The organism is Lentilactobacillus sp. (genome assembly GCF_040773105.1).
Lineage (GTDB): Bacteria > Bacillota > Bacilli > Lactobacillales > Lactobacillaceae > Lentilactobacillus > Lentilactobacillus parabuchneri.
Genome location: NZ_JAXGWW010000008.1, coordinates 1 through 20,739, shown reverse-complemented (window position 1 = coordinate 20,739; position 20,739 = coordinate 1). Strand labels below are relative to the sequence as shown.

The following is a 20,739-nucleotide window of genomic DNA, read 5'->3' as shown; positions in this document are numbered from 1 at the left end:
TGGTTTTATTTACCTGTTGTCAATCAGTTTGGTCATTTTGATCTTTAGTTCATTGATCTTTGCTTCGTTCGAGCACGATTCACTGCAGAATTCGCTGTGGTGGGCAATTTCGACCGCCACCACCGTCGGGTACGGGGACATCACTCCGAAAACGGATGGCGGTAAAATTATTTCGGCCGTCCTCATGCTCGGCGGAATCGGTTTTATTGGTTTACTGACTTCCACAATTACGGATTTCTTCACATCACAAGACACCCACGTGGATCAAACCGAAGCGCTTAAAGAGTTGACCAAACAGGTTAACCACCTCTCACGGCAGGTCAACCAGATGCAAAAAGAACTTAAGAAAGAACAGGGCCAGCAAAAGCCCGCCCCAAATCGTTCCCATAAGAAAAAGTCAGGAGGTCATTAATTTATATGTTTGAACATGGTGCCATCGAAGTGCATGACGCTTACCAGAATAATTTAAAACACGTTGATTTAAGGATTCCTAAATACGCCATCACGGTGTTTGCAGGACTCTCCGGTTCGGGGAAATCATCATTGGTTTTTGATACCATCGCTGCGGCATCCAGACGGGAATTAAACGAAACCTTCCCCAGCTTTACCCAGCAATATTTACCAAAATACGGCCAACCCCACGTCAAAGAAATTGCCCACCTGCCCGTCGCAATTGTGATTGAACAAAAGCGGATCGGCAAAAATGCCAGGTCGACACTTGCCACTTATACCGGCATTTATTCACTACTGCGACTATTGTTCTCGCGGGCAGGAACCCCATTTGTCGGCTACTCCGATACCTTTTCATTCAATCTGCCACAAGGAATGTGTCAAAAGTGTCAAGGGCTCGGCTACGTTGATGATATTGACGCAAAGGCGTTGATCGACCCCGAAAAGTCGCTAAATGAAGGGGCGATTACCTTTGTCAGTTTTGGTCCCAACACATGGCGTTGGCGCCGTTATGCTTATAGCGGCTTATTTGACAATGACAAGCCGCTTAAAGATTACACCGAAGAAGAAATGCAGACACTGCTTTATGCGCCCCAGCATCAATTAAAGGACGCGCCGGAAAAGTGGCCGAGAACCGCCTTATATGAAGGCGTCATCCCAAGAATTCGCCGCTCCATTATCGGTAAACGCGAAGCCCAGCACCATAAAGAAGCCATCGACAAAATCGTCACCCGAAGACCCTGCCCGGCCTGTCACGGAACGCGTTTGCGGCCAGAAGTCTTGGGATGTAAGATCAACGGCAAAAACATCGCCGATTTACTTTCAATGGACTTGGTTCATGCCTTAAAATTTCTCCATGAAATCGACGTCCCGTTGGTGACCGATGTTATCCGGGAGGTTGCGACCAAGATTCAATCTTTAATCGACATTGGATTGGGTTATTTAACCTTGGACAGAAGTACCGAAACGCTTTCCGGTGGCGAAACTCAGCGAATCAAGATTGCTAAATTTTTGACCAGTGCCTTGGTGGACATGGTCTACATTTTGGATGAACCCAGTGTCGGCCTGCATCCCCACGACATTCAATTAATCAAAAACGCTTTGATTAACCTCAAAAATAAGGGCAACACCATCATGGTCGTCGAACACAATCCCGAGTTAATCCCGATCGCCGACTACGTTGTTGAAATCGGGCCACAGGCTGGTCGTGCCGGCGGTCAAGTCACATTTACCGGGACCTATGAACAATTGCTAAATTCGGACACGATGACTGGCCGTTATCTCAAGCGGCCCCTGACCTACCGCACGCCAAGAAAATTTGACCAAACCATTCAACTGGGCCATGTCACGACCCATAACTTAAAAGATGTCACCGTCAACATCCCCTTAGGCGTCGAAACGGTCATTTCCGGGGTTGCCGGGTCTGGTAAAAGTTCATTGGTCGATGCGTTGCGCCCGAGGCTGCACGAACCTTACATCGATCTTGCACAGGGGGCAATTGGCACCAATATTCGCTCAACGCCAGTCACTTACCTGGATATCTTGGATGACATCAGAAAGATTTTTGCACGGGTATCCGGTGCGTCTACCAGCCTATTTAGTTACAACGGCAAGGGTGCTTGTCCACGATGTAAAGGTAAGGGCGTCACGATTACCAACATGGCGTTTATGGATCCGGTGGTTCAAAAATGTGAAATGTGTGACGGTAAACGTTACAACGACGAGGCCTTGAGCCATTTATATCACGGAAAAAACATCAGTGAAGTGCTCAACTTGCCAATTGAATCGGCAATTGACTTCTTTGCCGACATACCGAAAATCTACGACAAGCTCGTCAACATGCAAAAAGTTGGTTTGGATTACCTTACCCTTGGTCAGCCGCTGACAACATTATCCGGTGGTGAACGCCAGCGATTGAAATTGGCTGTTCAGCTTAATCAAACCGGAACCATTTACCTGTTGGATGAACCGACTGCCGGCCTCCACATGAAAGACGTTGCAAAGCTCATCAAGCTATTTGATGAATTAGTCGCTGCCGGCAACACGCTGATCATCGTCGAACATAATTTGGCCGTTATCAGTCAAGCAGATTGGCTGATTGATGTCGGTCCGGACGCTGGTATTTACGGCGGTGAGATTCTCTATTCAGGATTACCTAAAGCCTCGCAAAATGAACCACGGTCTCGAACTGGCGCCGCATTGAAACAGTATAATTTGGATCGGTAATACAGAATTTTCAGACAAAAAAAGCGGTCGAGTCAAAACTAAACGTTTTGCTTCGACCGCTTTTTGAGTCTGAATGCTCCCAGCTGAATTGTACGCAAAGTGGCAGCTGTTTGTCCCACACTCTGATTAATGTTTAATCGATGTACTGTGAATTGGGCCTCTTCGATCTGGATATAAATTTTTCATAATCGTGTTAATCGCCATTGGGGCCTCCCCAAAGGCAGTCGCAATTAATGGCTGTTTGCCGTCGTATGTTGAGACGTCGCCGATGGCAAAAACATTGGCCAAATCTGTCCGTCCACTCGGCTGCGCTTCAATTGTCCCCCGATTAATTTCGGGATGAGCCTGCCACTTGTTTAGGGCATCGTCTTGGGCAATGAATCCATAGTTGACGACAATTTTATCAACCACCAGCTTTTTGACATCTTCAGTCTTCATTTTCTTGGCTTCAACTTCGACCTGCCCATTATCCAACTGGGTCAACCCCTTGATAAGATAGGGCGTAACCGGTTCAATAGTCGATTGAATTAAGCGTTCAACGTTGTGTTCCAAAGCGCGGAATTTGTCACGGCGATGCAATAAGTAGACCTTTTTTGCGACGCCGTGAAGAAGCAATGCCTCATCAATCGCCGAATCCCCGCCGCCTGCAACCAACACCGTTTGGTCACGGAACTGCTCCAAGTGCTTGACGCTATAAAACAGGCTTTTACCTTCAAAATCGTCACTATTGTCCACCGCGAGTTTCCGAGGATTAAAGGCACCAACGCCGGTTGCAATGATAATCGCCTTGGTTTTGGTCACTTCCTGATTAGTTGTGATCTGGTAGCCGCCGTCGATTTGTTCGACATCAATCACCGTCTGGTTTAATTTAACGGCCGTATCAGCACCTGTAAGCTGTTTTTCGAGTTCATCGACTAATGTTCTGGCTTTGATCGTGGGATACCCTCCAACGTCTAATATGGTCTTTTCAGGGTATAATGCGGTAACCTGACCACCAAGTTCAGCCAAGCTCTCAATCAGCTGAGTCTTGGCATTTCGCAAACCAGCGTAAAAGCCGGCAAACATTCCTGCTGGCCCGCCGCCAATAATTGTGATGTCGTAAAATGAATTGTCTGTCATGATATCTCCTCACGTTTATTAATTAGCTTTTTTCTTTTACTTCGATGAATGATAATTTGTTGTCCCTGAAGTGTCTTAACTTCCCGCAGACCGGCGTCAATCATGACAAAAATCAAGAACCAGCCGATGACAATGTCAATGAATTCTTGGAATAGCGAAACGCCGATTCCAGTGTCTGGAATATCCCAATCCCAAAAAGTATGCAGGCAAATTGCGATTAATAAGAACACGTAAAACTTTGGCTTGGTAACGAAATCCTTGGCAGTAAACGGCTTCTTTCTGGCCTTGCCCAGAATCACTGCCCCGCCAATAATTGCCGCCCAAATGGTGTGGGTCCCGATGGCCTGAAAACTACGGGTAAAAATCGTCGCCAGTCCATACTCGCTAACGTACCCGGAACTTTCAAAAACCGAGAAGCCGGCACCAATGCATGCGCCAATCAAAACACCATTAAAAATATAATTGGCCTTATAGGAATTGATAAATAAAATAATCACCACACATTTTGCCAGCTCTTCAACAATTCCAACAATTAACGCCGACTCAATACTAATTTCGGTCCGAATTGGCAGAATCATATAAAACGTCATCGTCACAATCAGCGACAATATACCCCCCACTAAAAAGATGACCATTGTTTGCCGAATCGAAATATTTTGATAGACGTTAATCTCAAAAAACATCATCAAAAGAGACAGTGGCACCGTCAGTGAGCCGATAAAAATGAGTCCTGGAATGACCTTGTTGCTTTTGAAGACGAACAACAACGCCATCAGCATCACAAAGCTCACCGCCAACACGAGAAATACCCGACTAAAAAACCACGGTGTCACGGGTCGACTGGACACCTTTTGCAGGCTGGGCGTCGTGCTCTTGGTCCCGACGATGAACAACCGATCAGCTTCGTCTCTACTGTGGCGTTTAAACACCTCGGAAAACATCCGCGATAAATGAATTTCAACCGGATGATCGGCGTCTGTTTCTCCCAAGTGTTTGGCAATGTTATCGTCCAAATTATCGTAATTTCGACGAACACCGGTCCACACCAGTGAGAAAATATTTCGATGTAAATTTTTCAAACTACTTTTCATCATTCACTCCTATGGTTGATACCAATAAGCGTAACTTACAAATTAAATGGTTTCAAGTTAGATGGCGAATTGAGTTTCAAATCAAATTCGGTTATGATTAGGTAAAGGGTTTTCATCCTTGATAATACACAAACGGAGGTAGTTCTTAATGGCTCAGAAAAAAATGATTCTTGACCTTGATACCGGTATTGATGACGCAATGGCAATTGCTTACGCGGTCGCCGATCCCGATGTTGACTTAATTGGCATTATCGGTTCCTACGGTAATGTTTACGTTGAAGATGGTGTTCAAAACTCACTGAAGATTCTGGAACTTCTGGGAGCAACAGACGTCCCTGTTTATCAAGGATTGTCTCACTCATCCGAATCCGATCACTTCGACCGGATGCCGGTTAGTGCCCAAATTCACGGCGAAAACGGCATCGGTGATGTTCAACTTCCCGATCCAAAACGACAACCGGAAACAGGCGATGCAATCGACTTCTTCATTGATGCGGTTAAGAAATATGGTAAGGACTTAATTTTGGTTCCAACTGGTCCACTGACCAATTTGGACGCTGCAATTCAAAAAGCCCCTGAAATTACCAAAGAAATCGGCAACATTACCATCATGGGTGGTGCCGTCACCGTTCCCGGTAACGTCACCAACGTTGCAGAAGCCAACATTCAACAGGATGCCACGGCCGCTGACCACGTCTTTAGAAAAGCCCCACTGACACAAGTTGGCCTGGACGTTACTTTGAGAACCCTCTTAACTTACAAAGAAACCCAACAGTGGCGTGACCTGCACACCAAATCAGGTGAGGCGTTCGCCGACATCGTTGATTACTACATCAAGGCCTATGAAGTCACCAGCCCGGATCTCCACGGTTGCGCACTTCACGATCCATTTGCGGTTGGCGTAGCGATTAATCCTGATTTTGTTCAAACAATCGGCTTGAACATGTACGTCACTACCGACGAAAAATACTACGGCCGAACAACTGGTGATCCAGCTCGCCTGGATGATCCAAATACAAACGTCAAAGTTGCCGTTAATGCGGATGTTGACGCCTACTTGAAAGCATTCATGGAACACCTTACGGGCTTGTTCAGCAAACACTAAACTTGAATTTCCACCACACAAAAACTTCCAAACCGGATTGAACTGGTTTGGAAGTTTTTTCGTTTTACGCTAAATTTATAGGTCGTGTGGATTTGGCTGGGTTGGCTCCGCCTGCCATAGTGGCTTCGATTTCAAGCCTGTAGTCTTGAAATCCGAAGGTGTTGTAATCACCGCTTCTTGCGGTGAAACAACACTAACACTATGGCTGGCAATGCCAACCCAGCCAAATCAGACTACATTGAAAGTATCATTCATGGCCGCTTGACTGTTTAGCTGCATTCTGGGATGGTCATTGGCATTGCCAACCGCAGTGGAAATGTTGGCTTGCCAACATCCTTGTATTTCGAGACTACAGGCTCGAAATCAAGGTCACTGCGGTAGGCGGAGCCGATGACCATCCCAGACCACGCAGTATCCGGTTCGAGTGGCAGGCGGTGCCAACCCAGCCAAATCCTAAACATTAAGAATTTTTACCAGTAACCCAATAATTTCGTCAATTTGGCCCGATCAATGTCTCGCTGACTCAAGGTTGCCGTCAACGCGCCTCCCTGAACACCATCGCTGTCTTTGTAGTCGGTCCAGTTATATTTGGCATTCTCTTGGCTTGACCCGTCCTCAGTACTTGCAGGCGCTGCCATAATGTCTTGGAAATAAGGTGTGTGATCCAAGCCCAGTGCGTGACCGAGTTCATGGGTAATCACGCCGACCCAATAATTTTCAAGCAATTGACTCGGTGTTCCCGTGACAGTGGTTGTCAGATAATGAGCACTTGCGTCACGATGGCTGCCGGACTTGGTTTGAGCCCGACTTGAAGCCATCCCGGTTGCTGAATCATCGGCGCTGCTGTCATCAGTGGAAAGTTTAATTGAAACTGTTTGTGACGATGACAATGGCATCGACCCATATGGGTAGGTCGAATCATGGAAATCCAGATAGTCAACTTGAACGCTATCGCCATCAAAGACCCCGTCCCAGCCCTCTGACTGGCCATTACCAAACTTCAGTAACAAACTGTGGTTTTCTCTGGTACCAAGTGTGAACACGGTTGTCCCAAGGGCGGCATTCCATTTATCGATTGCCTTTTGGACATACGGAACCAACTCTGAAGAGGCAACGTAAATCGATGCTTGGTCGTTGTTAAAGACACCGTCATCAGCGTAGTCGCCTACGTTAAAATTATGATCAAATATGGAACGATAAGTTGAATAGTCGGCCGACGTCAGATTCAGCAGTGACCCCGCCGGATCCAAATCAGGTGCCGCCGCAATCATCGATTCCAAACTACTCTTGGAAATCACACTCGGGGTTGTCTTAACCGGAGTGGTGCTGTCAGATGGGGTGCTTGGCATCCCCGTAATTGTGATTTTGGTTGGTTGATACAGCTTTAAGTATTTTGAATAAACGTAACCCTTAATCTTGCCATTTTTGGTTGTCACATAAGTATAATAAGCTATTTTATTCTTTGCGGTTTTAATTGTCACCCGCTTCTTGGAATAAAACGTTGTGTGCTTGTAATTCTTTAAGTTGTGGATCTTCTTGGTTAATTTTGGTGAATTATACATGTAACCTTTAGTTGCCCGATACGGCTTTGACGCAACTTTCTTAACTCGGACAACTTTGACTGACTGTTTGGCGTCAGCGTTTTGTACCGGACTCAAACCCGACATGAGCCCGAACGAGAAAACTGCCGCTACAATCATCGTGATGATATTTCGTCTTTGTTTCATACTGTTTCCCCCAATCCATGATTTATACACCTATATTAGTACACACACGTATTATAAAAAAGCCCATCGAAGGAAACTTAAACATTTTCCTTGCGATGAGCGCCATATTTATACACTTCAGATTTTCAATTGAGCCCGAACGCCAATGTCTCAGCCAAAGTACTTGTTGACGAATTGGGCGACACCGTCCTCATCATTGTTGCCGGTAATCACGTCACCCGCTTCTTTGACTGGCTGCTGGCCGTTTTCCATCACGACGCCAATTTCAGCATTTTTAATCATGCCCAAATCATTTTCAGCATCACCAAAAGCCATCAAATTACTAAAGTCCATGCCAAAGTACTTCAAAAGCGCCTCCAAGCCGACGACTTTATCCATCCCGGCTGCCAGAAATTCCATGATTTGAGGTTGTGAACGCACAATGTGGTACTTTGCCCGTAAATCATCGTCAATATTACTTTGATATTTGTCCAACAACTCGGGTTGATCACTCACAATCGCTTTGGAGTATTCGTCATCAGTGCTTAAATCGTCAAATGATCGCGGCACAAAGTCAATGTTGCCTTTAAATTGTTGCTTGTACATTGAAGGCTTGAGATCAGTCATTGGATATACCTGCTCAAAATCCAAAATATCCAGTGGTGCGCCCTGATTTTTTACAAAGTCGTGGAGTGGGACTAAATCAGCCTTTTGAATGCCACTCTTGGCAAGTTCTGCCTTATCGTTGTTATGCACGACTAGCGCACCATTAAAAGTTATTGTATAATCTGCTTCTTCAGTTAAACCGAGCTGCTCAATAAACCGCCAGATTGCGTTGATTGGCCGGCCGGTACAAAGCACAACCTTTACACCATCGTCATGAATGGCTTTCAGCGCTTGCTCATTGCCTTTTGAAATTGTTTTGTCGCTCGTCAATAAAGTTCCGTCTAAATCAAGTGCCACCATTTTAATCAATTTGTCCGTCTCCTTTGTTTATCTCCTTAATTTTAAGCGGGACTCTCGTGAAACACAACACTTGGATTAGCCGCCGGCGGTTACATCATGGGAAAATCATAAGCAGTTCTTAGTGGAATTTAATGTTGTTACGGATAAATTTGGAATGGTCCAAAGTTATCGATAATTTCCTTTCCTTGCGAGAGTATGGATCTCAGCTGATTTCACAAACTAAAAAAGAAGTTTGAGCGACTATCCACCCAAACTTCTTAATTGATCCGTATAACTGTTTTGTTATTTTTATAACTTAACTAATTTGTGATTCTAGTTCACGAAGTTCTGCTTCACGAACACTTCGTGGAAGAAATCTTCTGATCTCTTCTTCGTTAAATCCAACCGCAAGACGATGATCGTCAAATATAATTGGACGTTTAATCAAATCAGGATACTTGACGACAAGATCAACTAACTGTGAAACCGTTAAATTATCGAGGTCTAAGTTCAACTTCTTGTAAATGTTAGACCTTGTCGAAATAATGTCTTCACTACCATTTTCGGTTAAACGTAATATTTGTTTTACCTCATCAGCGTTTAGAGGGTTGGAATTGATATTTCGTTCCTTAAAATCAATGTGATGGCTCTTCAACCATGCACGAGCCTTCCGACTTGAAGCGCTGCTTTGTGCGACATATAAATTCAGCATTACAATTCCCCCCTGCTAGTAACAAAAGTACAAACGAGAAACAACATCCTTCAATTACTATATTATCATGTTAGCAACTTTTGTCAACACGGTTACTTACTTATAGTAACCTGCTTGTGAAAATAATTATACACCGTTTATCCCACGAATCAACTATAATATGGGTATTAAAACCGTTTAAAGGAGAAATATTTTGCTAATCTTTTATTCACTTATTTTATTAATTGTGGCGACAATCATCGCCAATATTTTTTACACCAATTTCCCGTCGATCCCACTGACGTTTTATCAAATTGGCTGTGGCCTTTTATTGTCGCTTCTACCGGTGTTTCAAAACTATTCGCTGGAACCTGAAATCTTTATGTTAATGGTCATTGCCCCATTAATGTTTAAAGATGGTCAGGGTACCAGCGGCGATCATTTCCGCCAATCAATTCGCCAAATTTCCTCACTGGCAATTTTTCTGGCAGTTGCCACTGCTGTGATCGTCGGCTTTATGGCTCACCTTCTGTTGCCAATGGTTCCTTTGGCCCTGTGCTTTGCGGTTGCGGCAATTGTCACACCAACCGATTCTGTTGCCTTTAAATCATTGACTAAGGATGTTTTGCTGCCCGAAAAGATTTCAGATGCATTGGAAAATGAATCGCTGTTCAATGATGCATCCGGTATCGTGATGTTTAACTTGGCACTGGCGTCATTTGTCAGTGGAAATTTTTCCTTCGTGAACGGATTAGACCGTTTTTTAATCAGCTTTTTTGGCGGGCTATTAATTGGGGGCATTGTCGGCTCATTGTTTGTTAAGCTCCAGTCTGCCCTGGTGAATAAATCCATGGATACCTCAAGTGTCATTGTTCCCTTTAGTATCATGACGCCAATTGCAATTTACTTAATCTCAGAGGCATTCGGGTGTTCCGGTATCTTGGCAGTGGTCGCTGCCGGAATCGTTTACGGCACGAACCAAAGTCGCTTAAAGCTCACCTCAACTAATGTCCAGCTGGTGACCAGTGCCACTTGGGGCATCATTTCAAGCCTGCTAAACGGCGTCGTCTTTGTCCTCCTGGGCGTCACCCTGCCTAAAGTGATCAAACAGATACTCCCGTACCCCAACGCCCTCATTTTTCATCTTGTAGGCGATGCAGTCGTCATTTATTTGGTCATGTTGATCATTCGCTTTGGCTGGGTTAAACTGAACATTTTTCATGTCAGCGATCACGACATATCGACCAAGGATGCTTTTTTAAGTGCCATTGGCGGCGTTCACGGAACGATTACGTTGGCCATGGCGCTATCGATTCCGTTGACATCCTTCGGCCAAGCATTTCCATTTCGTGACCAACTCATCTATATCGCAACCATCGTGATTTTACTGAGCTTAATTATTCCAACCATTGTGTTACCAATGCTATTACCAAAGAAAATGCCTGAAGACCAAGGTGAGTTTCAAAAATACCGAACCAAAATGGTCGACTATGCGATTGCACAAGTCAAACAAGATCCAACCGTGACGATGATTGACCGCAACTACGTCTTGGATATGTTAAATAGCCAAAAGAACCACACGGGTGTCGATCGCAAACAAATTCAGAAAATTTTGGCGCAAACCCAACAGGTCACCGTGCAGGCAGTTAACGATCTGGCAAGCCAAGGCAAAATTGATAAAAAGATTGCCAGCCGTTTTTCCAGACGCTTGGCGACAACCCCCAACAATCACGTTGGCTTTTTCGTGAGGTTCAAATATATTGCCAAGTACCAGCTGCGTCGCTTCAAGAGTCGCCAACGTGCGCAACGATTCCGGCAAGAAAAAGGATCCGTTCCAAAGAAAGTCCAAAGCAAAATCAACGGCCGACGACAGGTGGATCGTCTCATTCGACAAACCATGTTTGACAGTGTCAACGCTTACCTCGACAGTATTGAAACTGCCGAAAACAGCGCCTCAATCAACTACATCCGAAGCTCATACAATTACCGTCAGGCGCGAACCACAGACAACACTGACTCTGACGACCTGCGCAACAGCTTGTTAATTCAGTCATTTCAATTTGAATATACCTACGTGGCCGAAGCCTTCAAAGCCGGCGAAATTTCTCGGAACCTTTCAGATCGACTGAGCGAAAGCATTTCAACCGACCAAATGGCGTATATGGAACAGGGAACCAACAGTGCCTTACTGCTTGCTTAACCGGTTTGTCTAAAGTTAATTTACAATCGTGGAATAATTGACTATACTTGACGATATACATGATTTTGTGCGGGTGAAAATATGAAAATTACGCTATTAGCGACCAGTGATACGCATGGGTTTATCGAACCCACGAACTACGTTGATTCAGGCATTGAAAAGCCCTTTGGCATTGAAAAGGCCTGTACGACGATCAAAAAATATAAACAAGCGCATCCCGACGAGAAAGTGATCCTGTTGGATAATGGGGATTTTCTCGAAGGATCTCCGATGGCCTATTACGTTGCCAAACGTGCTGATGAGCAGGACAAAGAAAGCTTCATCAAAGCTTACAATCAGGTGGGCTATCAGTTAGGCACCATCGGGAATCACGAATTTGACTATGGTTTGGATTATCTCAACTTTATGCTGAAACATTCAGACCGTCATTTTATATGCGCGAATATTGTCGACAACAACAACGAACCGTTATTGGCCGACCCTTACACCATTTTAGATGTGGCGGGTGTTAAAATTGGCTTTTTGGGGCTAACAACCACCACCACTAAGAAATGGAAAAACATCAATGACTTAAATGACTTCAACCTAATTTCAGAAATCGACGCGTGCAAACGCTATATACCCGAAATTCGTGAGAAGGCTGACGTTGTTGTCGTCGTCTACCATGGCGGCTTTGAACGCGACCATACCGGCAACTGGAATGATATCAACCCCGGCGAAAACCGTGGCTATGAAATTTTGAAAAACATTCCAGGTATCGACGCCTTTATTTCTGGGCATCAACACCGAAAAATCGCGAGCCGCTTGTTTAACGTCCCAATTGTTCAGCCGGGGTCCCGCGGCCAATATGTGGCCAAGATTTCGATTGAAACATCCAATAAGGACAAATCGATTACCAGGACTGATTCTGAGCTGTTAAACGTCAAAGATAGCGAGCCGGATCCAGCTATCAGGGCAACCGTTACAGACTTATCTTTGCATTTGGAGCATTGGCTGGACAAACCCCTTTCCCGAATCAAGGGTGACTTAACCTTCAAAGATCCGTTCCAAGCCCGAATTCATGAATCGACATTTATTGAATTGATTCAAAAAATTCAAATGGATAAAATGGGGACTGATTTATCGGCAACTGCTTTGTACAATAACGAAGCGCACGGGTTTGAAGATCCAATCACGATGCGCAACATTATCACCAATTATGTGTACCCCAACACCCTGGTTGCTTCAAGAATCACCGGGGCGGATTTGCGGGCAGCGCTTGAGGTGAGTGCTCAGTACTTTACCGTGCGTCACGGCGATGTTGTGATCAATGAGAAATTTGTCTTTCCAAAGGAACGCTTTTATAACTACGATATGTACGAGGGCATCGACTACACGCTCAACATTTCCAAGCCAGCTGGTCATCGAGTAACCCGCCTGAAGTATCACGGCAGGGACGTCCAAGATGACCAGGTCTTAACCATCGCTTTAAACCGTTACCGGGCAAGTGGTGGCGGTCACTATCCCATGTATACCAGCGATAAGATTATCAAATCAAGTGATATGACCATCAGCCACGTGATTATGGAATACCTTCAAAAGCATCCCGTGGTTGAAGCAACAGTAAACCATAATTTTGAAATTATTTCTGATTCGGATCAAAGCAATTAAATTATTTTGGCAAGGCTGATTGTGGTCTTGCTATTTTTTGGGGGGAACCATCCAAGTTAAACCATTTCCCCACCTCTCTCACATAGAAAGGTTATGATGTTTTTGAAAACCAGTTATCAATTTAAAACCCAACTCACCTTATTTACCGTCTTTTGCTGCCTGGTATTAGTGGGACTCCCAGTGGCCGTTTGGGGGATGAACACGCCGGATCAAATTCAGTATAGTTTATTAGCAATCATTGCATTATATTTTTGGTCCAGCGAAATTCTGAAACTGAGCGACCCCGTTCCGGCCTACAAGTGGCCCCTACTCATTCGCAACGTTTGTGTCATCTGCCTGCTCATCTTGTTTGCGTATTCGTTGGTCTCAATAATTAGCAAATAGCGTTTCTTAGACAAACCTAAGCATAATAAAAAGTCAATCCGTTTGGATTGACTTTTTATTATGCTTTCTTTAATCGTCGGTGGAGCTTCTTTCTTTCAGCACCAACGTACGCAATGGCTTTAAAATCACGAATTGAGGTAACCTTGATTTTTCCAGGGTAAGTCAATTCATTTTCAATTTCATCTTTAACTTCATTGGCAAGTTTCTGGTTCTGCTCATCGTCAAGTCGTTTAGGATCAACCATAATTCTGATTTCTCGTCCGGCTTGAATGGCATAGCTCTCTTTAACCCCTGGTTTGGAACTGGCAATTCGTTCCAGACTCTTGAGTCGGTTGACGTATTCTTCAACGGATTCGCTTCGGGCACCTGGACGGCCACCAGAGATTGAGTCCCCTGCGGCTACCAAATGCGCGATCGGAGTGGTCACTTCAACGTCGCCATGGTGAGAAGCAATTGAATTAATCACCTGTGGATCCTCATTGTAGGCTTCGGCAATCTTAACGCCCAGCTCCACGTGGGTTCCGTCAACTTCACGATCAATGGCCTTTCCAATATCATGCAAAAGTCCGGCCCGCTTGGCAATCTTAACGTTTAAGCCTAATTCTGAAGCCAGCATCCCTGCAATATCGGCAACTTCAACCGAGTGATTCAAAACGTTTTGACCATAGCTGGTCCGATACTTCAGACGGCCAATAATTTTAAGCAAGTCCGGATGCATCCAGCCAATGTGCAGTGAGCCGACAACCTTTTCACCGGTTCGCCGAAGCTCATTCATCAAATCCGTTTGCGCGGTCTCAACCTGACGCTCGATCGATTCTGGATTAATTTGTTTGGTAACCACCAAATTAGTGATCACTTTCTTGGCAACCTCACGTCTCAATGGGTCTTGTGTGACCACGTGAAGCAAGTGTGCATCTTCGGGATCAAATACCAAATCGGTTCCAGTCAACGATTCAATGTAGCGAATATTTTGGGCGTCCTTGCCGATCAATTTTTGCTTGGTATTGCCATCATTAATTTGGACTGCATGTTCAATATGTTCACGTGGCATGTCGACTGGTCCGCGTTGAATCGCATCATCGGCCATCATCTTGGCTAATTTTGGTGCATTCACTTGTGCTTCGTCATCCTGATATTTAAGTTCAACATCTTTTTCACGATCCAAGGCCACTCTGAGCTGATCCAAGATCTCGTGTTTAGCCTGATCCAAGGTCATGTCACCACGTTGCTGAAGGGTTTCGACCCGTTTTCGGGAGAGATCATCCGCCGTCTGCCGAAGTGCTTTGATGGCATCTTTTTTCTCATTGACTTGATGCGTCTCTGAAGCCAATCTTTGGTGAAGCTGATCCAATCGGTCCTCAGTTTGTTTTAAGCCTGTTTGTCGTTGTTCGATTCGGTTTTGACGACTGACATTATCAGTCTGATAGCCGTCGAGTTCTTCTTCGATTGATTCTTTATAATCAAGTGTTTGATGTTTGCCATCCGCAAGAATTTTTGCTGATTTTTCTTTCGCATCGGCCTGCGCCTCCGCGATCATTTTAGCAGAAGTCGCTTTTGCGTCATCGATTTCTTGTTGAAAATGACGTTTTTGTAACTGTACGCCGCAAGAAACACCGATAATGGCGGCAATGACGCCTAAAATCACAATATATAACAAGTGCGGACCTCCTTTCTAAAAACAGTCCTAATAGTAGTTTAACATAAACCCTTTGGCCACGGCGTAAAAGTTGCGTGAACGGCAGCTACTTTAAGTAACGATTCAAGAATTTCTCGATCGTATCGCGGTATAGGGTTGGTCGATTATGAAATGATCGTGAGTGACCCGGCCCAGGCACGATTAACAGCTGCTTTGGTCCCTTGTCGGCTCGATATAGTGGATAAACCATTCGAGTCGGCACAAAGTGATCATGAGCGCCATGGATAAACAGCATTGGCCGGGTATTTTTGCGAACTTGGTCCAGCGCACTGGCTTTTTTGAACGAATAGCCATTCTTGACATGATTAATCCCACTGACAATATCGACTAACGGGAAAGTCGGCAGGTGGTACATTTCTTTAGCCTGATAGGCAATTTCAGAATAAACGTCCGTGTAGCCGCAGTCCTCCACAAACGCTTTGACTTGACGCGGCAGTCCTTTCACGCCACTCACCATCATCGTTGTCGCCCCGCCCATGCTGGTCCCAAACACGGCAATTTCTGAGTTGGCACCATTATGGCGAATAACTCTCTTAATCCATTTAACGTAGTCCAGCCGGTCCGGCCAACCATAGCCAATATAATTGCCTTGGCTATCGCCGTGCCCCCGGGCATCCGGTAATAAGACATTGTAGCCCAGATTATGAAACATATAGGCATAGTCAAACATATTATCTTTATTGGACATGAATCCATGAGCAATAATCACCGTCTTATTGGTGGGCTTAGCTGCTGCTATGTAATTGGCGTCTAATTTAAGATGACGGGTGGCGGAAATCTCGTTCCAGCGTTGTTTGTTAGCCTCTTGGTACCATTTGTGAGCCGGGTAAAGCGCGTCACCCTTTTTAATCGGTTTCGACTTACTCAAAAATGATTTGGGTGCCGGCACCACGGCAACGTTGTAGAAATACATCCCCGCACCGAACAAGCCGCCACAAACAATAATGGCGGCAGATGCCAAACCAATGATAATCTTCGTTTTTCGTTTCATTTTTATACCTCATCAATTCAAATTTCTCGTCATAAATATACCACATTCATCATTTCCGTACCGAGATTTGGTGATTAGAAAAAATGCAGTATAATATAAGTAATGAACAGGACGGTGATCAAATGTTTCCAGAACGATTACGAGCATTAAGAAAGGGCCAGCAATTGACCTTGGTTGAATTAGCAGATGCACTGAACAAGAAGCTTCCTACTGACAAAGAACATGAAAACACTGGCTCCCAGATCGGAAACTGGGAACGAGGAATTAGAACGCCAAGTTATGTCGAAATTCAAAGACTGGCGAAATTTTTCGATGTCACCATGGATTATTTGACGGGATTAACGGAAACCAGCACTTATGACCTGGCACGCTTATTCATTTCAGATAAGTCCTTACAGTTTAACGGCGTCAATTTAAGCTCCAAGGACCGCTACGAGATTTATCAACTTATTTCGGGATACGTCCATGGAAGAGGCAACACCAACAGAGACGACGGACCACGATTGGAACAGGGGTCGCTGGACTTGAAGTAGTGACAGGTTCGTCAAAACACGTTTGGAATTTTATTCAAAAGGTCAATGATTAGCATCATCTATCGTTGATCTTTTTTCAATCTCAGTGAACGATTCATCAAAATTAAAAGGAGCCTCATCATGCTAACGAATAAACAAAAAAAGAAGCTGCTCAAGAAAAAGCATCCTCAAAACCAACCCAAAACGTCCAACTACATTTCTGAAATGCTGACCTACCGCAGCTTATTTGATGATTACCCCCAAATCAAGTTTCTCATCAATAACGTGATTGAAAGCGATCATCTGATTAAACAAGGCTTGCTTCCCCAAGACCTACCAGAGTTGATTTTGCCTGACGACAGTCAAGACCAGATTTTTAAACAAATTAATCGAAAGTTCAAACCGGGCGATCCTCAAGGTGATAAGCTTTGGAACCAGTTGTCCGAAGCCCTTCCCAAGTTGGATAAACAATTGAGGTCGTTTCGTGATTACCTGGAAGAAGAATACGGGATGTGGGCCTATATTTCAGCACCGTTTGTCAAGGGGCTGGCCGAGTATATCGGAAATAATGCGGCACTGGAAATTATGGCCGGAAATGGCTACATTTCAAAGGGGCTCAAAGATCAAGGCGTCACCATTTTCCCGACTGACAACTTGGCGTGGGTCAGCGAAAATCAAACCGGCAACCATCAGCTCATCCCAGTTGAAAAGCTCGACGCGCTGGCTGCCATTGACAAATACAAGGATCAAGTCAAGTACGTCATCATGAGCTGGTCTCCCGATAAGGACCCGATTGACGTTGCCGTCTTGAACGCGATTCGAAAAGCCGACAATGATCTTGAACTGATCGTCATCGGCGAAAAAAATGGTGCCACCAATTCTAAAGAATTTTGGCAGCAGGCACACTTCATCAAAACCGATGCTGCTCAGAAGTTAAACGACCATCATCAGCCATTTGACCTAATTAAAGATCAGGTTTACCTAGTTGACTAAGCTTGGGTAACGGCAGTTTCTTAATCAGTGACTGCTTTTCAACCGGCTTCTGTTCAAACTCGAGGAGCGCCTTTTTGCTTTCTTTACCGCCACGATAATCCCCGATGTCGCCATTGGCACGCACAACTCTGTGGCAGGGAATCACGATTAACACAGGGTTAATGGCAACCGCATGGGCAACTGGTCTGATTGCTCTTTTTCGGCCAACGTTTTCAGCCAGTTGTTTATAAGTCATCGTTTGGCCATAAGGAATTTTTTGAATCTCCGACCAGACCTCATGTTGCAGTTTCGTTCCGTAGTCATCGAGGTCAAGGGGCAGCTCAAACTTTTTGCGCTTCTTATCAAAATAATCGGTCAATTCATCCAAGTAATCTCCGGTGACCGTTTCATCGTATAAAAATTGATATTCATAACGGTTCTCGGGGTAAAAATCAAAGATTTCCGACAGGTACTTTCCCGGGCTGGAAACAAAGTTCAAGCCCTTATCAGTGACTGTGAAGAAAAATTTTTGATTATTCACTTCCATGCTTTCCCAATACAGTTTTTTCATTAACCTAAATCTCCATTACATTCGAGTTGTCCAATGGGATAATTGTACCATATCACAATCATATATGAGTTGGTCTCGCTTGACTCGGCTGACTTGTTTCGCCACAATGATGGTATAAATTGTTAACACGAAAGGATCGACTCTTATGGCAACCAGCCACGACACAACGAACACACCCACTAAACTACACTATGACCTCAGTAAAATTAATATCTCCAAATCCGTTCACGAATTAATTGCCCGTGGAAAAGAAATTCGCGATGAGGTTCCCTTTGAACAACTCGGCACCTTTAAACCGGTTAAGCGAAACGTGGTTCAAGGGATTCGACACGTTGAGCAAAAGATGATTGCCGACCTCATGCCGCTGAGACATAAGCGGTTGGCCGCATCGGCCTTCGCGTTTTTCCGCGGAACGGATGAATTGATGGCCTTTGATTTATCTAAACAAACGTCTACCAACATCCCGGTGGTGATTTCAGGAGATGCGCACCTTGGTAACTTTGGCTTCTACGCCTCCCCAGAACGGAAACTATTATTTGATCTCAATGATTTTGACGAATCAACCATCGGCTCATGGGACTGGGACATCCGCAGACTGCTGGTCAGCATTATTCTTCAAGGCGAACAGTTGGGCTTTGATCCGGAACAAATCAATACCGTGATGCAGGGAACCCTGGAAACCTATCAACAAATTCTCAGTGAATGTTTTGAGGCCCACTCGGCGATGGAACGTTATTATTTCTCAACCGAAGTCGAAACATTCTTGCAGTCAGAAGAATCCAACCACAAGCTGCCAAAGGTTTGGCGCAAAATTCGCGATAGTGCTGAGCAGCGAAATTCGGATAAGGTCGTTAAAAAGTTTACGACGCTGGATTCTCGCGGGCATTTGATCTTCAAGGAAAATGCGCCAAGAACTGTCCACGTGAGTGATAAACGATTTAACGAAATTAAAGACCACCTGAAAAACTACACGCAATCAGTCAGTCCGGATGTGACGGTGCTTCTTTCCCAATTTCACATTAGTGACATCGTTCGCCACAGCGTCGGTGTTGGCAGCTTCGGGACGAGATGTTATCTGGTTTTACTAACCGCAATTGATGGCAGTCATCTGGTTCTCCAGATTAAGGAAGCCTTGCAAACGCGGCGGTTCCGTGGGTTTGACGTGACAACCCCGTTCAGTCAAAGCCAACCTGACAACGGCGAACGAATCGTCACTTGTCAGCAGATTTTGCAACGGGCATCAGATCCGCTGCTTGGCTTTTACCACAATGCCGACAGTGGTCGCAGTTACTACGTCCGCCAGTTCTGGGATATGAAGGAATCGATTAACCTGGATAAATTGGACGAGGAAGATTTCACGACATATGCCAAAATCTGTGCCCTCCTGTTGGCAAGGGGCCATGCCCAAAGTCCAACGGCAGCGATTGTTCAAGGCTACGTTGGCAAAAAGAAGAAATTTGTCAACGCACTCATCAACTGGGCAAACGACTATGCCAAACAAGTCCACGTCGATTATCAAGAATTTTTAACGTCGTTAGATACCGATGAAAAGAAGGCGTAATAATGCATAAAGTTGTCTTTCATGTCGATGAGCTGGATAAGTGGGACCACACGTTGAGCAATATTACCAATCTAATTGACTACGGGCAGGAAAATAAGGAACAATACCACATTGTTGTTTTGGTAAATGGCGACGCGATCGAAGGCTACCTTGACCAACAATTAAGAAGCAAGGTCGCCCAATTCAGCGATGAAGGTGTGAGGTTCCATGCCTGCAATAATTCGATGCATACCCACGGCATCACGGAAAATCAGTTGCCGGAAGATGTGGAAATTGTCTCGGCGGGAGTGGCGGACTTGGTGTCGCTGCAGGAGCAGGGATTTGCGTATGTAAAGGCGTAGAGTGCGGAGCAAACCGGATTACTTTTGAGCATTAGTTTAATTAGAGTCTTTGACGCGGGTCTTGCGTCGGAGACTCTAATTGGACTAAGCGGAGAAAGTTGGTTTGCGTAGCACGTTTAGTGTGACGAGGGCTGGTTGACGCGGTTTCTAAGGCGGAAGTAATTGAAATCCTGGGTTTGGATTTTAATTATTTCTGCCTTAGAAGTTAGCGTCAGGCCCGTCGGAACACATTTTATCTAAGTAACAGTAAAGCACCCCCTTTAAATGCTGATGTCAGCTGCGACACCTTCTATTCCTCTATTGACGGTCGTCGAAACACATTTAATCAGCCAAACAACCATCAAAAAAACAGACACAAAGCGGGTCGGAAAAAATTCCGACCCGCTTTTCAATCCATCAAAAATTATCCAATTAATTTCACAACGCCAGTTTGAATCTCACTGGGTTTTTCGATAATCGTGTCCGCATGGGCACCCAATAACTCTGGTACATCGCCAAAACCATAGGTCACCCCCAAAGTCTTGACAT

Annotated in this window: 18 protein-coding genes; 9 read left to right on the top strand and 9 right to left on the bottom strand. The window is 44.9% G+C overall.

Going from position 1 to position 20,739, the window contains the following annotated elements:
• Both AB3112_RS01060 and AB3112_RS01055 read left to right on the top strand, forming a co-directional pair.
• The coding region (locus AB3112_RS01060) for an ion channel (RefSeq protein ID WP_367333835.1) at positions 1 to 412 on the top strand (412 nt) is incomplete at its 5' end.
• 5 nt (positions 413 to 417) lie between these two features.
• The gene (locus AB3112_RS01055; protein WP_084973023.1) at positions 418 to 2,676 is read left to right on the top strand and encodes an excinuclease ABC subunit UvrA; all 2,259 of its coding nucleotides are present in this window, start codon (positions 418 to 420) and stop codon (positions 2,674 to 2,676) included.
• Positions 2,677 to 2,802: 126 nt separating this feature from the next.
• Here AB3112_RS01055 and AB3112_RS01050 read toward each other — a convergent pair whose 3' ends face one another.
• The gene (locus tag AB3112_RS01050; protein ID WP_084973025.1) at positions 2,803 to 3,795 is read right to left on the bottom strand and encodes an NAD(P)/FAD-dependent oxidoreductase; all 993 of its coding nucleotides are present in this window, start codon (positions 3,793 to 3,795) and stop codon (positions 2,803 to 2,805) included.
• Positions 3,792 to 4,886, bottom strand: a complete 1,095-nt coding sequence (locus AB3112_RS01045; protein WP_367333834.1) for a PrsW family intramembrane metalloprotease — start codon at positions 4,884 to 4,886, stop codon at positions 3,792 to 3,794. The genes AB3112_RS01050 and AB3112_RS01045 overlap by 4 nt, the downstream gene beginning before the upstream one ends.
• Before the next feature lie 148 nt (positions 4,887 to 5,034).
• Here AB3112_RS01045 and AB3112_RS01040 point away from each other — a divergent pair, with 148 nt between their 5' ends.
• A complete protein-coding gene (locus AB3112_RS01040; protein WP_057909985.1) occupies positions 5,035 to 5,991 on the top strand; it encodes a nucleoside hydrolase in 957 nt (318 codons plus the stop codon).
• A gap of 269 nt (positions 5,992 to 6,260) precedes the next feature.
• Here the strand turns inward: AB3112_RS01040 and AB3112_RS01035 are convergent, their stop codons facing one another.
• The 4 genes from AB3112_RS01035 to spx form a co-directional block, all read right to left on the bottom strand.
• A complete protein-coding gene (locus tag AB3112_RS01035; protein WP_143441789.1) occupies positions 6,261 to 6,452 on the bottom strand; it encodes a hypothetical protein in 192 nt (63 codons plus the stop codon).
• A 9-nt stretch (positions 6,453 to 6,461) separates the two neighbouring features.
• A complete protein-coding gene (locus tag AB3112_RS01030; RefSeq protein ID WP_084973030.1) occupies positions 6,462 to 7,718 on the bottom strand; it encodes a M57 family metalloprotease in 1,257 nt (418 codons plus the stop codon).
• A gap of 150 nt (positions 7,719 to 7,868) precedes the next feature.
• Positions 7,869 to 8,663: a Cof-type HAD-IIB family hydrolase gene (locus AB3112_RS01025; protein ID WP_084973390.1), complete on the bottom strand. Its 795-nt coding sequence runs from the start codon at positions 8,661 to 8,663 to the stop codon at positions 7,869 to 7,871.
• Positions 8,664 to 8,958: 295 nt separating this feature from the next.
• Positions 8,959 to 9,354 carry a transcriptional regulator Spx gene (gene spx / locus AB3112_RS01020; protein ID WP_367333833.1) on the bottom strand — a complete coding sequence of 132 codons (396 nt, stop codon included), beginning with the start codon at positions 9,352 to 9,354 and terminating at the stop codon, positions 8,959 to 8,961.
• Between the two features lie 193 nt (positions 9,355 to 9,547).
• On the opposite strand from spx, the gene AB3112_RS01015 reads away from it, so the two are divergent.
• Both AB3112_RS01015 and AB3112_RS01010 read left to right on the top strand, forming a co-directional pair.
• Positions 9,548 to 11,533 carry a sodium:proton antiporter gene (locus tag AB3112_RS01015; protein ID WP_084973033.1) on the top strand — a complete coding sequence of 662 codons (1,986 nt, stop codon included), beginning with the start codon at positions 9,548 to 9,550 and terminating at the stop codon, positions 11,531 to 11,533.
• A gap of 81 nt (positions 11,534 to 11,614) precedes the next feature.
• Positions 11,615 to 13,183: a bifunctional UDP-sugar hydrolase/5'-nucleotidase gene (locus AB3112_RS01010; RefSeq protein ID WP_367333832.1), complete on the top strand. Its 1,569-nt coding sequence runs from the start codon at positions 11,615 to 11,617 to the stop codon at positions 13,181 to 13,183.
• A 442-nt stretch (positions 13,184 to 13,625) separates the two neighbouring features.
• Here the strand turns inward: AB3112_RS01010 and rny are convergent, their stop codons facing one another.
• Both rny and AB3112_RS01000 read right to left on the bottom strand, forming a co-directional pair.
• The gene (gene rny / locus AB3112_RS01005; RefSeq protein ID WP_084973039.1) at positions 13,626 to 15,224 is read right to left on the bottom strand and encodes a ribonuclease Y; all 1,599 of its coding nucleotides are present in this window, start codon (positions 15,222 to 15,224) and stop codon (positions 13,626 to 13,628) included.
• 85 nt (positions 15,225 to 15,309) lie between these two features.
• Positions 15,310 to 16,254 carry an alpha/beta hydrolase gene (locus tag AB3112_RS01000; protein ID WP_057909992.1) on the bottom strand — a complete coding sequence of 315 codons (945 nt, stop codon included), beginning with the start codon at positions 16,252 to 16,254 and terminating at the stop codon, positions 15,310 to 15,312.
• Between the two features lie 122 nt (positions 16,255 to 16,376).
• On the opposite strand from AB3112_RS01000, the gene AB3112_RS00995 reads away from it, so the two are divergent.
• Together AB3112_RS00995 and AB3112_RS00990 are read left to right on the top strand one after the other, a co-directional pair.
• Positions 16,377 to 16,787 (top strand): helix-turn-helix domain-containing protein, encoded by a 411-nt coding sequence (locus tag AB3112_RS00995; protein WP_057910056.1) that lies wholly within the window; start codon positions 16,377 to 16,379, stop codon positions 16,785 to 16,787.
• 120 nt (positions 16,788 to 16,907) lie between these two features.
• A complete protein-coding gene (locus AB3112_RS00990) occupies positions 16,908 to 17,759 on the top strand; it encodes an SAM-dependent methyltransferase (protein ID WP_084973042.1) in 852 nt (283 codons plus the stop codon).
• Here the strand turns inward: AB3112_RS00990 and AB3112_RS00985 are convergent.
• A complete protein-coding gene (locus AB3112_RS00985) occupies positions 17,731 to 18,309 on the bottom strand; it encodes a methylated-DNA--[protein]-cysteine S-methyltransferase (protein WP_084973044.1) in 579 nt (192 codons plus the stop codon). The two genes, AB3112_RS00990 and AB3112_RS00985, sit on opposite strands and share 29 nt — an antisense overlap.
• A gap of 145 nt (positions 18,310 to 18,454) precedes the next feature.
• Here AB3112_RS00985 and AB3112_RS00980 point away from each other — a divergent pair, with 145 nt between their 5' ends.
• Together AB3112_RS00980 and AB3112_RS00975 are read left to right on the top strand one after the other, a co-directional pair.
• Positions 18,455 to 19,870 (top strand): DUF2252 domain-containing protein, encoded by a 1,416-nt coding sequence (locus tag AB3112_RS00980; RefSeq protein ID WP_084973046.1) that lies wholly within the window; start codon positions 18,455 to 18,457, stop codon positions 19,868 to 19,870.
• A 2-nt stretch (positions 19,871 to 19,872) separates the two neighbouring features.
• Positions 19,873 to 20,211, top strand: coding sequence for a DsrE family protein (locus AB3112_RS00975; RefSeq protein ID WP_084973047.1), 339 nt, complete (start codon positions 19,873 to 19,875; stop codon positions 20,209 to 20,211).
• The last annotated feature ends 528 nt before the right edge of the window (positions 20,212 to 20,739 follow it).